Consider the following 13,329-nt stretch of genomic DNA (forward strand, 5'->3'; position numbering starts at 1 on the left):
TTTAATCAGCTGTGTTCGAAAAGAAATAACGGATTACCAAATACAGTGTTCCGACAAAGAAGCCATCAATGATCAAATATTTCCATTTTTCGTCACTGGATTTTGCATACAGGACCAGATAAATGGTAACAAAAACTAATAAACTTAAAACAATAAGCAATATAATCGCTCGACAAATTATATTAAAAATAAATTTGTAAACTTTGATCTTGTCATCATCGATATTACTTGCCATTCTTTCTTACAATTTGATAAAAAATAATAGTACTAAGGCTTGCAGTGTTAAAGTCATATTCAGATTCCTCCCGAAGTTGGCAAGATTGACAGGTAATTACCGATGGCATTTGATCAAGATTATCAACAGATAAAATGATTCGTTCACAATCTTTATTATAGCATATAATCCCAATCTTTTCTCGAAAAACTCCTTCTCTAACAGCAAGGTTACAGAATAACTTTGCCAGTCTATTCGGAATATTAAAGAAACTGCGAATATTCTCTACGTAGATTCTGTTAGGATCTGTAGCTGCAATAAGTTCCTGTTTTTTGGCAATGAACTTCCCCAGAAAGCTCTTATCAATTATTTGTAATAATCTCATTGATGACAGAATCTATTTGTGAAGTGTTTTTTGAATATAAGGGTATCGTTATCTCACCGTTAGTTGGATCACATGTAAAGTGGCCACAAAGATCGTCATTATCTTTAAGATATTTGAAAAGAGTTTTGTTTAGTGGTGATTTCATCAGTTCCGCATATACATCTGGATATTCCACTTTTACAAGATTATCTTCGTCCATAGTTTCCTTAGACATTGACTTACTTTTTTTAAATTTCACTTCACGCGAGTCAATCGAATCATCGTCCCAAAGTTTCTTTATACCTTTATTTAGGTCGGCTTTCTCAGGAGCATTATTAGCAAAAAGAGCGATAAGTGGTGTAAGAATTGATTTTTCATCAACGGCTTTAGTTGGGCTATACAATGCAGCGTTCGCTGGGAAATAAGGTGTTAATTTACTTTCCAATACCGTAAATCTGATTATTAAATAATGCCTAGTTACTTCAATCATCATGGGTTGATGAAAATTCAAGTCGACCTGATTTATAGCTCCGCCAAAATTCACAATTACTTGAAAAGTCACATCAGCTAAAGCAAATATCAATAGCCTATTTGCGGTAACGTCTTGTTTGATGATTTTATAACCAAGTTGCTGTTGAGTAATACTAGTTGGTGCATAAGGGTGTTGAAATTTATAAATATAAATGTGTTGCTTAGTGTAATTAAAGTGACTGTAACTAAAGTTTTCGATTTCAATTCGAGAATTGTTTTGAAGTATTTCTTCTAGGATTTCCTCTTGATTTCCTGGAGCAGTTTCAAAATGCTCCTTTAGGATTTTAACAGGATAAGATTTAAGTAATCGTCGTGAAAGGTCGGTCGCGTTGTTCATTTGGTCAGTTTTTGCAAAATACATTTTTTTTTATGAAAAAAAACTATTTTGCACTAAGGTGCCTATTACTGTGTTATGGTTCCAGCCGAAAGGTAAGCAGGTGGAGCGAAAAACTAAGAGCTCTCTCTCTTGAGGACTGATTGATAGTTGTTTTTTTCTGAATTGAAACCATCAAACATCATTTCAAAAATGGAAATGATGCCGTTCCAGTTCTGGTGATTTGATACTTGATCTGAAGCTTTGCATGCGGCTAATTTTTGAAGATAACGTTTTTGTATTTCTCGTTTCGACATAATTTCTCCCTGATATGCCTGCATTTTTGGACTGTAGCCTTTCCATAGTATTGGTAATAATTCTCCATTAATTTCTTTGAGTACGTCTTCGCCAAGGTATAACTCAATGCTGCAGGCCAGTCCATTTATATTCATGAAATTTAATCCCGTAGGACCTAATGTGGGATAATTTTCTGCAAAGGAGATGTACGGGTAATTTAATATTTTGATGTGATGAGGCAGTGAGAGTTCTTTTAATGTGGCTTGTGCTTCTCTGGCTGCAGTATCATTATCAAACAAAGCGATGATCTTGTTACTAATACCCGCTCCGGCAAAAGACTTAATCATATTGACCAAATTGCCAGAGCCACCTTGAGAATTGAAACTTTCAAAATCAAAAAAACTATAAAACTCATACAAGTGAGGATAAAGCAACTGTAGGGCGGGCTTTAATATTGCAATATCTGATGTGCCCTCGGTCAGAACAATAATCCGTTCATGGGGTTCTTTGGGATTGATAACGTCCTCATCGGTGAATATTTCCGCGTCATATAAGTCGGTGTAGTCAAAAACGACTAGTGTGTCCGGGGCTACCACGGTTAGAAATGCACGAAGCGAGAAAAGGTCGTTGCTGAAAGGCAATGCTTCCAATAGATCATAATCCTTATCTATAATGTAGTTAAAGGTGTTACTATAAATCCGTTCGTAAGACGACTTCTTTATTTTGAGGTCAGGTTCATGTACAAGCTTGTGTATACTTTCTAAAAAATCATTAAGATCATATTTCTTCCAGAATTTCCGCTCTTTTATATGATTACTTGTTTCCATGGTGTCATGGTAGTCAATCAAAAAGCTTAGCTCTTTTATTCTGTATTGTCGCATTGCTTCAAAATTTGACTTCATTTCCTCTTCTGAAAATCCTAGAACGTTCAGCCTTTCTAAGAGAATTCCGGCACGAGAACTCAAAACATGCTTTTCTTCAGTATGTAAAAAGGGATTCGGATGATCTTTTCTGTATTCCTGCTCATATACCTTGGCGTCGGTGGTATGAAATATCAGGTTGGTGAACCAATCCAGATCTTCGACCGTTGATCTCACTAGTTTGTTTTTGATGTAAAGAGAGCCGTAACTTGTCATATTAATGAGATAAGTCGTAAAGTTATTCAATTATTGGCTTTTATCGTATTTCGCTCCGGCATTGAAATTTAGCACCAATATGTATAAAGTTTGTCCCATGAACTTTCCAGTAGTGATCCGAATTTCGTATTAATTGTTTTTGAAGTAGAATATTTTTAAACTCAAACTACTCTACTAGAGATAAACTAATTTTTTAGCATATCTCTAGTAGAGATAAATGTGATTATTTATACACATAAAAATACCCTACTAGAGACTGCAAATGCATTGTTTGAATTGAATTTTTTGGTGCTTGTTTTAATGCATTATCGGCCAATTTTCTTCATAGGATCTATTTTTTATTCTTTTTTCTTTTTCCAGGTTCTCCTATACTTTAATGTGAAATCTCTACTAAGGGGTTCTTGGGTAACCAAGTCACTAATTCTCGCAATTTTCCTCAAATCATCAATAAATTTTTTTGAGTTTAGTTCGAAAGGGAGCACATCACCGGAGTAAAAATTTTCTAAAGATTTTACTCCGGTTTTTTTATGCCCTATTTCCTGTTCAAAAACCCATTTTTCATAATAGATCGAACCCACAATTGCCCTTTTTATATCGGAATCCATTGTCGCACGCCATTTTCTATGCCTTCCGAGATTATTTGCAAAAAGGATATTTTCGACATTGGGTTTAAAGTCATTATTTATTAATAGTAACTGAACACTGGAGAGGTAGTTTTGAACAAAATAATTTCAACCTTTCGCTGTGAGTAATTATGATTTTTTGAGCGCTCTCAAAAAAGGACATACAGAAGCATTAGAGCTGTTATATAAAGAATACTGGGAAATACTTTATAATGATGCACTCATCCGTACCCAAAATGAAGATGTAGCGAAGGATATTGTTCAGGAAATCTTTATTTCTATTTGGGAAAAGCGTGACAATTTAAATATAAAAGAATCAATCTCAGGCTATCTTCACCAGGCCGTCAAATATAAGGTGATTAATTTTTTTAGGAATGAACTGACAGCAGATATTTATCATGAGGAAATGCTGTTTAGCCAGGATCTTGAGGTTTCTTCCGATCAGCAAATATTGACTAAAGAGCTACAGCAAGCACTAAACCAAGCCATCGATGAGATGCCCGCAAAAATGCGTCTTATATTTATGCTGAGTCGGACGGAACAAAAATCAATTGATGAAATATCTCTGGAACTTGGTCTTCATAAACAAACTATAAAGAATCAACTGTCTATAGGGGTAAAAGTGCTTAAAAAAAGATTCTCCTATATCTTATTTTTGGTTTTGCTTCTGTTCTGTTAACATAATGTTCATGAATCCTTAACTTTTTTGAACGGTACGATCTGTGTTTAGGCGTGACATAGAGGTGATGACGAACAAAGAAAAAGCAAAAGATCTGTTGGATAGGTTCTTGCGAGATGAGGTAAATGCTGCTGAACGTGTGCTTTTGGACAGCTGGTACAGCTCTTTTCAGAAAAAAATATCTCGTAGTAAAATAGAAAGGGATGAATTAGAAGCGGAAATTTTTATACAAATAGCCGCACACATTTATACCCCGAAAAAATATCTCTTTCCTGGAATTCTTCAATATTTAAAATATGCTGCTGTTGTGCTGTTTGTATCTGCTTTAGGTATGGCTGCTTGGGTATGGAATAACAGTAGATTGAATGAATTTACGATAGCATCAACCCAATCTGGACAGACAAAAAAAATAACCCTGACAGATGGCTCTGTAATTCTACTCTGGCCATTAAGTAAAGTGAAGTATCCGCTCCACTTCCATGCTGATAAAAGAGAAGTAGAACTTTTGGAAGGTCAGGCCTTCTTCAACATTCATCATGAGCAGAGGCGTCCTTTTAGGGTCGCACTGCCTGAGGGGTTATATACACATGTTTTAGGTACCTCTTTCACAATCAGTGCATTTCATCATTCTGAAAAAATTGAGGTAGTGGTACATTCGGGAAAGGTAGCGATCGGTAATAAGATGGAGGTCTTAGGTATGCTGGTTAAAGGAGAACAGTTCACCTACCATAAGAATAGCCATTTGACTACAATAACGCAGGTGCTGAAACCCATCCCGAAAATTAGGTTTTCGGGCTCTTCTATGCTGGACGTTATTAAAGAATTCGAAAATACCTTCGCGATAAAAATAAGCTTACAGCCGCGAACAGGACTGGAAAAATTACAGTTTACAGGAACATTTACCACAGATCAGCAACCTGAGAAAATCTTATGGCTGCTGTCCCGGATCCATCGTTTTCAATTTCATGTATCCGCAGACAAGAAAACCTTTAAAATATTTAAATAGAAATGTAGTACAAGTAATCGCACTAAACCAGCATTGATCAGATCAATGCTGGAATAATAAGGACAGGGCACATCATGCAAATTTGTATCCCTGGATTTTCAACACATAACGTAAGGTTAAAAACATTATAAAATTATGAATAAACTTTTAAAATATTGTCGGCCCATTCTATATCTATCAGGGAAATATGGCTTGATACTTATGGGGCCTGTATTATTTTTTGTCAGTTTTTTACATGCTTCAACAATACGGGAACAACAACTTATCAACGGAGAAATTACAATTGCTATTAAAAAGAACAGTTCAGTGAAGGACGTCTTTAACCAGATGCAGAAAATTTCTGGTTTTGAATTCCTGTATGATCCGGTAACTGTAAATGAGAATAGAAATCTTCCTGCTATGTCGTTTAGCAAAACAAAAATAACGGTAGTTCTGGAAAAACTTGGTTTTGAGGTGGAGGTAAATGGAAAATTTCTTGTGCTGAAGGAAGCTCGGGTTGCAAAAAAAACAGTAGATATCGTGGTGCGTGGGGTAGTTACAGACTCCATCGGTGGCCCCATCCCAGGTGTCGGTGTTAAGATAGTGGGGACTATCCTCGCTACAGTAACGGACAAAGAAGGGAAATACAGTATAACACTATCCGACAACAAACAGGTGTTGCTATTTTCTATGATCGGATTTAAAGCGCAGCAGATTGCATATCAAGGGAATAAAATTGTAAACGTTGTATTGAGAGAAGAAAATTCTACACTCAGTGAGGTTGTTGTTGTGGCATTTGGTACGCAAAAAAAGATAAGCGTAACCGGGGCACTAACGACGGTAAAAGGAGAGGAATTGGCCAAATCGCCCACCCTTAATTTAGCCCAAAGCCTTGTTGGCCGTACTTCAGGGGTTTTTGTAGAACAAACAACCGGTGCACCCGGTAATGAACCCATCAAAATTCGTATCAGGGGATCAAGTACCAATGCTTTAAACAGTGAACCGCTGGTATTGGTTGACGGTATTGAACGTCCTTTTAACAGTATCAATGCCGAAGAAGTTGACAACATTACGGTACTGAAGGACGCCTCAACAACTGCTGTATATGGGATAAGAGGTGCAAATGGGGTGATTCTGGTTAGCACAAAACGGGGTACTACCGGGAAACCTAAAATTGGCTTTACCAGTAATTTTGCTTTGCAAACACCAACCCGTTTGCCGGAATTTTCAAATTCCTATGATTATGCGTTCTTGTACAATGAAGGCATGAAGAACGATACGCCAACTTCAACTCCAGACAATCTATATTATAAACCGGCAGACTTGCAGAAATTTAAAGATGGAAGTGACCCGCTATTGCACCCGAACATTAACTGGTTTGATTATATGCTGCACAAAACGGCTCCGCAGACAAAAAATACACTAACCATAAATGGAGGAGGCACCTTCGCCAAATATTTTGTGTCGCTTGGTTATGTGAATCAAAGCGGGCTGTTAAAGGAGTTCAACAAGAATTATGGGTATAGTAACAACACCACCTATAACCGTTATAATTTTCGCTCGAATGTAGATTTTAACCTGACAAAAACGACCATCTTCAAGCTTTCACTCGGCGGTTATGCTGATAAATACCATACTGCGGGATCACCTTTCAGTACCATGCTACGTGCTGGGGCAGGTGCCTCACCAGGAATAATAGGTGATAAGATCATTCAGTCCTATATCAATCCTATTACCGGAATTTCAGGGGGCTATGATGAAAGGTTTATCAACCAGTTCAATATTACGACTGATCTAAATCAGAAACTGGATATGGTCACAAAAGGATTGTCTTTCCGTGCAAAACTTGGATATGATTCTGATTATACCACTTCCATGGGCAAGAACGTAACGAGGCCAACTTATGAAATAATTGAGACTGTGGTGGATGGTAAAGAAACTGTTGTTTATCTGCCAAGCACTGATGAGTTGGTAGGAGGAGTGACGGCTCAAAGTTTTAGCAGTCGTTCCAAAAGAATCTATTTAGAAGCAGCGCTGCAGTACGATAAGAGCTTTGGAAAGCACAATGTTACGGGGCTGGTACTGTATAATCAGAATAAACAATTTTGGCCTTTCAGTGCAAGTTATGCGACGCAATATCCTGAGGTTGCTATCGGATACCTTGGTGTTGTTGGACGGATAACTTATAATTATGATTACCGTTATATGCTGGAAGGATCTATAGGCCGAAATGGTTCTGAAAATTTTCCTGCAGAGAAGCGGTATGGTACATTTCCTGCGATCTCTGCAGGATGGAACGTAACCAGGGAACCGCTGGTAAAAAAACTATTGGGAGATCACAGTGTACTTAGCCTGCTAAAATTCAGAGCTTCTTACGGTGAAACTGGTAATGATAAATTGATTGCTATTAATCCCCTTACTGGTAAACCTGAGTATTATCGGTTTATGTACCTTCCAACCGTTTATGAAATATTAGCCAACAGGGCCCGTTTTGGTGAAGACATTAGAGGGGTAGAAGGGGTTGTTGAGGGGCAGACGGGTAACCCGAATATCACCTGGGAAAAAGCAGTTAAACAAAATTATGGGATTGAAACCACTTTCTTTAATGATAAATTAAGCTTCAATGCTGACTATTTTATCGACTACCGGAATAATATTCTTGCAACCAAGCCTGTTATAGGGCATGTTGCCGCAGCCATTCAGGACGTATATAACCTCGCTAAGGTGAGAAATCAAGGGTATGAACTCCAGGTTGGATGGAACAGTAAGATCGGAGGATTAAAATATTCCCTTAGTGGTAATTTCACTTATGCCCATAATAAGCTTTTAGAGAACGGAATGCCGGAAACTGCTCAAAACCAATTCGGTCATTCCATTAGCCAGACCTATGGTCTGATCGCTCTGGGCTTCTTTAATACGCAGGCAGAGGCTGATGCCGCGCCATTGCAATATTCAGCAAAGCCTACCCCTGGTGATGTGAAGTACCTGGATTCAAACAAGGACGGTAAGGTTGATAAGGATGATTTTGTTCCTATTGGTTCACCAACCTATCCGGAAAAAATTTATGGGGCAACGTTAGACCTGTCGTACAAAGGCTTTGATTTTAGTGTACTTTTTCAGGGCGCAGGGCGGGTAAGTCGATTGGTTAGCGGCTATATGCAAAAACCGGGGAATCAATTTGGGGGTATCCTTGCCAATGTCATGGAGCAGCGCTGGACACCGGAAAATGCCGCTAATGCGAAATTGCCCAAATTAAGTGCCACCTATGCAAATGGAACCAATTACCAGAATTCTACCTTATGGATAAGGGATGCATCTTATCTGCGCCTGAAAAATATAGAATTGGGATACAGGTTTAGCAGCAATGACTTTTTTAAAAAGGTAGGGTTAAGCAGTGCCAGGGTATATGTAAGTGGACAGAATCTGCTGACCTGGGACAAACTAAAACTGGTTGATCCAGAACAAAATGCCAGCGACAGTATGGGGTATCCTCAGTTACAGGTATTTAATGCAGGGTTAAGTGTTCAATTTTAAATCTATATCATTTAAATAATATAATCATGAAAAAAATGATAATCCCAATAGCAGCTGCTTTTCTATTGCTGCTGGGATCAATGATGACCAGCTCATGTAATAAGGATTTTTTAGAAAAACCTTTTTCAGTAACCTTTAATGAGGACTCCATATTCGTTAAATACGAAAATACAGTAAAACTGGTTAACGACATGTATAATCTGGGCCCGTATTACCTTCAGTTGGCAGTTGGGGTAACCAGTACAACACGTCTGGGTGGGTCAATGCTGGAAGCCGCCACTGATTTTGGCGGAAGCTTCAGAGCCAATGCGAACTATGGCGCACATAAATTTAATTTTGGTACGGTGGATGCCGAATGGCTCACTAATAGTAAAACAGGGGAAGACATCTATTCAAACCACTATAAAACCATTCGCAAGGCTTTTACCTTATTGGAACGGGTTGAGGAAGTCCCCGATGCCTCTGAGGCACAAAAGGCGAGGATCAAAGCCGAGGCGCAGACGATGATCGCTTTCCAGTATTTTGAATTGATGAAGCGTTATGGTGGGGTACCATTGGTTACAAAACGGTTAAATGTGCAAACGGATGATGTAAATCTTCCTCGGTCGCCCTTAATTGACGTCTATAATTATATCATCCAGATGCTTGACGCCGCCATTGCAAATCCTGATTTTGCAGCCCGGTATGATGGATTGGATTTTGGGCACTTAAATAAAGCGTTTGCTTATAGCTTAAAAGCTAAAGCTGCCTTATATATTGCAAGTCCCTTATTTAATACGGCAACCCCATACATGAATTTTGGTAGCCATAATAATTTGATTTGCTTAACAAATTATGATCCTGTGCGCTGGGAAACTGCGGTCAAATTTGCCGATGATGCGATTAAATATTGTGAATCAAACTCCTATGCCATGGTTAACACGCCAAATGTTAACTTGAACTACACCATTTCTTATCAGTACAAACCTAATCAGGGAAATACCGAAATGATCTGGGCCACCCAGCTGGTGACCAACCCATCAATGGCCTATTGGATTCCTCGTGGGACACCATTTTCTGGAGGGTTTTCTTCCAATCTGGTGAGTATGAATATGGTAGAGAAATACCAGAATAAAGATGGCTCCTATGGGAACTGGAATGGGGTGGTCACTACACCACCAAATGACCCTACAGCTCCGTATAAAAACCTGGACCCGAGGTTTAACCAGACAGTGATGTATAATATGCAAACCTTGTACGGCACTACTCAGATACAATATTATGAGCATGAAACCCCTACGCTGGCAGGTAATAATAGTCCTTCAAAGGCCCAGACGCAATGGTCGCATCAGGTTAGAAAACATGTATACGGATATGAAGACAGAGTGTCAACACAAAAAACATGGTCGCCTATATGTTCACAAATGCGCCTCACAGATCTGTATATGATGTATGCTGAAGCACTTAACGAAACACTTTCTGTTCCTGATAGTCGGGTCTACGATAAGATTAACCTGATCAGAAACCGTTCTGGTATGCCAAATATCCCTACAGGATTATTAAAGGATGAAATGCGTACAAAAATACAGGACGAATGGGCTATTGAATTTGCATTTGAAGAATATCGTTTCTGGGATTTGAAACGCTGGAAAATGGGCAATGTATTTAAAGGGCCGGTTTACGATATGGCCGTAAAAAAAATGAATAATAATACCTATACGTATACAAAATACAAGTTTGAAGACAGGCAGTTTTATGACTGGTATTATTTGCATCCTTTTCCGCCTACAGAGGTGAGTTTACAATACGGACTGGTCCAAAATCCTGGATGGTAATTAATTAGATAGATCATATGAAATTTTTTATGTATAAATGTTTGTGTGCCTTTATTTTGCTTTCTCTGCTGAGTTACACTAGCTATGGGAGACAGCAAAAACAAGAAGGACCGGAAACCGATACCCTCTCGAACAAAGATAGGGTCAATATAGCTTACGGGCAGATCAGAAAAAAAGCGCTGACCTATTCTGTCAGTACTGTCAGCGGCAAAGACATCATTGGCAATTCCGTCTATTTATCGGGCAATAGTTTGTTTGGAAAATTACCAGGTTTAACCCTGCAGCAAAGCAGCGGGGAACCGGGAAACGATGCGCCGATATTTTTTCTGCGCGGAAGAAGTACCATGGCGACAAATCAACCTCTGATTATGGTTGATGGTATAGAAAGGGATATGAATGACGTGCAGCTTGAGGATATAGAAAGTATCACTGTGCTTAAAGATGCTGCTTCAACTATAATCTATGGAATCCGGGCAGCAAATGGGGTTATACTAGTAACCACCAAAAGGGGAGCTGTGGGCAAACTGATCATGAATGGTAAAGTTGAACAGGGACTCCTGTCACCTACCCGCAATCCCGGATTTGTCAGCTCTGGAGACTTTGTAAAATTATACAATCAGGCGCTCAGCAATGATGGATTGGCACCAGCTTATACGCCTGCACAGATTGCAGGATATGAAAATGGGGATTCTTATTATTATCCAGACATTGACTGGAGAAAAGAGGTGACTAATAATAATGCTTTGGGAACCAAGGCAAATTTTGATGTTTCTGGAGGTGATAAGATCGCAAGATATTATGTTGCCCTTGGCTATTTTCATCAGGGAGGACTTTATAAAAACTCGGATAGGAATGATGGATATTCTACAGGTATCTATCTGGACAATGTTTCCTTTAGGTCGAACCTTGATTTAAATGTAAATAAGAACTGGACTTTTGGATTGGACCTTAATGGAAGGGTCTATCAGAAAAATGCTCCTTTTACGAATGCCCCAACTACCTGGGATATGCTTTATAAATATCCTGCTCACCTTTTCCCTACTTATGTTCAAAATGGTGTATATGGAGGTACAACAGTTTATCCAAATAATCCAATAGGCTATATCAATTCATCAGGATATCGGGTAACAAACAACAGGGCTATTCTCACTACCCTTTCTACAAAATATGATTTTAATGATCTCCTTAAGGGGCTTACTGCCGGCCTAAGGTTCTCAACTGATAATTTTTATAGCAATCAGGAAGGCTACAGCAAAACCTTCGGTGTTAGGGAATTGTTGGGACAAAATCCATCAGGGGAGCCTGTACTTAGCGCTTTGATTGGCGTCAACGGGGACCTTAAAACAATAAGTACCGGTGGATACCCTGTAAATGATGTCCAGAATAAGCGCAATACCCTGGAAGGAAACATCCAGTATACTCCAGAGTTGGGCATTAATCATACGCTTAATACCCAGCTAATTTATCACCAGGATCGGCTGATTATTGGTAGTGAAAGCCCATATAATTACCAGTTTTTAAGTGGCCGTGTAAATTATGGATATTTAAACAGATACTATGCAGAGATTGGTGCATCCTACAGTGGTACGGAGGCCTTCCCTAAAGAACATAGATTTGGCTTTTTTCCGGCGGTATCTGCTGGCTGGGTAATTTCTGAAGAGAACTTTTTAAAGCACAATAACTACCTGAACTTTTTGAAACTCCGAGTTTCTGCAGGTGCAGTGGGTAACGCCGGAGTTGGCCAGCGGTTTAGCGATTTAAGGCAATACACTGCTGCAACAGGCTATAATTTCGGTAGTGCCAATGCTGCACAGGCAGGTCTGTACCCTGGTGTCGCCCCTAATTCCAATCTCACCTGGGAAACGGCTTATAAATATGATGCTGGAATTGACGCCCAATTATTTAAAATTCTAGATCTTTCCTTAACCGTATTTTATGAAAAAAGGAAAAACATATTAGTTTCGGAGGATGCACTTATCCCAGGTTTGCTAGGGCAGGATTTACCAAATATCAATGCCGGTATTACGGCCAATAAGGGGCTTGAAGGTAGTCTTTCCTTTGCTAAACAGAAAAAGGATTGGGGATACCACGCCGGTGTAAATGTGAGTTATGCCACAAATAAAATAACTTACCTGCCAGAAACCATTCAGCCTTATAGTTATTTATATCAAAAAGGTAATCCTATTAAGCAGCCGTTTATGCTCGAAGCTATTGGGTTTTTTAACTCTGATGCAGATATTCAGAATAGTCCGGTTCAAACATTCGGTACCGTTAAGCCAGGAGATATTAAATATAAGGACCAGAATGGGGACAAGATCATAGATGCTTTTGACGAAGTACCTCTGGAAAAACCCAATTTGCCAAATTGGGATATGGGATTTGATGTTGGTTTTAATTTTAAGGGATTTGACGTTAGTGCATTCTTTCAGGGACAAGTAGGCAGGAGCATTTATCTGGGAAATGCCCCCTTCCTGTTCTGGCCATTAAATAACAATGGTGGTCGAATCAATACCTATGCGAATCAGTTCTGGACGGAACAAACAAAAAATACAGCAGATTATCCGCGGCTTACCACACTTGAAAATAAGAACAATTACCGGGAATCTTCCTTTTGGTATGTAAATGGTGATTTTCTTCGTCTACGTAGCCTTGAACTAGGTTATACCTTACCACAAGGTCTTAGTAAGCGTGCAAGGCTAAGGAATGCGAGGATATTTTTGAGGGGAATGAACCTGTTCACATTTGACCATCTGAAATATACGGACCCTGAGGTTTTAGCAGGATATCCTGTCATGAAATCATATAACGCAGGTATCAGTTTACAATTTTAACAGAAGGA

General features: G+C 38.9%; 9 protein-coding genes. 5 read left to right on the plus strand and 4 right to left on the minus strand.

Features of this window, described 5'->3' with window-relative positions; genetic code table 11:
• Nucleotides 1–224: 224 nt before the first annotated feature.
• The 4 genes from FBD94_RS01035 to FBD94_RS01050 form a co-directional block, all read right to left on the minus strand.
• The gene (locus tag FBD94_RS01035) at nucleotides 225–599 is read right to left on the minus strand and encodes a hypothetical protein (RefSeq protein WP_136878774.1); all 375 of its coding nucleotides are present in this window, start codon (nucleotides 597–599) and stop codon (nucleotides 225–227) included.
• Nucleotides 577–1,446 carry a hypothetical protein gene (locus FBD94_RS01040; protein ID WP_136878775.1) on the minus strand — a complete coding sequence of 290 codons (870 nt, stop codon included), beginning with the start codon at nucleotides 1,444–1,446 and terminating at the stop codon, nucleotides 577–579. Before FBD94_RS01040 ends, FBD94_RS01035 begins: the two co-directional genes overlap by 23 nt.
• A gap of 113 nt (nucleotides 1,447–1,559) precedes the next feature.
• The gene (locus FBD94_RS01045) at nucleotides 1,560–2,816 is read right to left on the minus strand and encodes a HEPN/Toprim-associated domain-containing protein (protein WP_136878776.1); all 1,257 of its coding nucleotides are present in this window, start codon (nucleotides 2,814–2,816) and stop codon (nucleotides 1,560–1,562) included.
• Between the two features lie 377 nt (nucleotides 2,817–3,193).
• A complete protein-coding gene (locus FBD94_RS01050) occupies nucleotides 3,194–3,460 on the minus strand; it encodes a hypothetical protein (RefSeq protein ID WP_136878777.1) in 267 nt (88 codons plus the stop codon).
• Between the two features lie 139 nt (nucleotides 3,461–3,599).
• On the opposite strand from FBD94_RS01050, the gene FBD94_RS01055 reads away from it, so the two are divergent.
• The 5 genes from FBD94_RS01055 (at nucleotide 3,600) to FBD94_RS01075 (ending at nucleotide 13,321) form a co-directional block, all read left to right on the plus strand.
• The gene (locus FBD94_RS01055; protein WP_136878778.1) at nucleotides 3,600–4,157 is read left to right on the plus strand and encodes a sigma-70 family RNA polymerase sigma factor; all 558 of its coding nucleotides are present in this window, start codon (nucleotides 3,600–3,602) and stop codon (nucleotides 4,155–4,157) included.
• A gap of 67 nt (nucleotides 4,158–4,224) precedes the next feature.
• Nucleotides 4,225–5,163 carry a FecR family protein gene (locus tag FBD94_RS01060; protein WP_136878779.1) on the plus strand — a complete coding sequence of 313 codons (939 nt, stop codon included), beginning with the start codon at nucleotides 4,225–4,227 and terminating at the stop codon, nucleotides 5,161–5,163.
• A gap of 135 nt (nucleotides 5,164–5,298) precedes the next feature.
• Nucleotides 5,299–8,676, plus strand: coding sequence for a SusC/RagA family TonB-linked outer membrane protein (locus tag FBD94_RS01065; RefSeq protein ID WP_136878780.1), 3,378 nt, complete (start codon nucleotides 5,299–5,301; stop codon nucleotides 8,674–8,676).
• 26 nt (nucleotides 8,677–8,702) lie between these two features.
• Nucleotides 8,703–10,490 (plus strand): RagB/SusD family nutrient uptake outer membrane protein, encoded by a 1,788-nt coding sequence (locus tag FBD94_RS01070; protein ID WP_136878781.1) that lies wholly within the window; start codon nucleotides 8,703–8,705, stop codon nucleotides 10,488–10,490.
• Between the two features lie 17 nt (nucleotides 10,491–10,507).
• Nucleotides 10,508–13,321 (plus strand): SusC/RagA family TonB-linked outer membrane protein, encoded by a 2,814-nt coding sequence (locus tag FBD94_RS01075; RefSeq protein WP_136878782.1) that lies wholly within the window; start codon nucleotides 10,508–10,510, stop codon nucleotides 13,319–13,321.
• Nucleotides 13,322–13,329: the final 8 nt, after the last annotated feature.

Source organism: Pedobacter hiemivivus (assembly GCF_005144565.1).
Lineage (GTDB): Bacteria > Bacteroidota > Bacteroidia > Sphingobacteriales > Sphingobacteriaceae > Pedobacter > Pedobacter hiemivivus.

What these genes read in the sequence shown, in the direction of transcription:
- FBD94_RS01035 (WP_136878774.1), bottom strand. Translation starts at nt 599, where the DNA reads ATGAGATTATTACAAATAATTGATAAGAGCTTTCTGGGGAAGTTCATT.
- FBD94_RS01040 (WP_136878775.1), bottom strand. Translation starts at nt 1,446, where the DNA reads ATGAACAACGCGACCGACCTTTCACGACGATTACTTAAATCTTATCCT.
- FBD94_RS01050 (WP_136878777.1), bottom strand. Translation starts at nt 3,460, where the DNA reads ATGGATTCCGATATAAAAAGGGCAATTGTGGGTTCGATCTATTATGAA.
- FBD94_RS01060 (WP_136878779.1), top strand. Translation starts at nt 4,225, where the DNA reads ATGACGAACAAAGAAAAAGCAAAAGATCTGTTGGATAGGTTCTTGCGA.
- FBD94_RS01065 (WP_136878780.1), top strand. Translation starts at nt 5,299, where the DNA reads ATGAATAAACTTTTAAAATATTGTCGGCCCATTCTATATCTATCAGGG.
- FBD94_RS01070 (WP_136878781.1), top strand. Translation starts at nt 8,703, where the DNA reads ATGAAAAAAATGATAATCCCAATAGCAGCTGCTTTTCTATTGCTGCTG.
- FBD94_RS01075 (WP_136878782.1), top strand. Translation starts at nt 10,508, where the DNA reads ATGAAATTTTTTATGTATAAATGTTTGTGTGCCTTTATTTTGCTTTCT.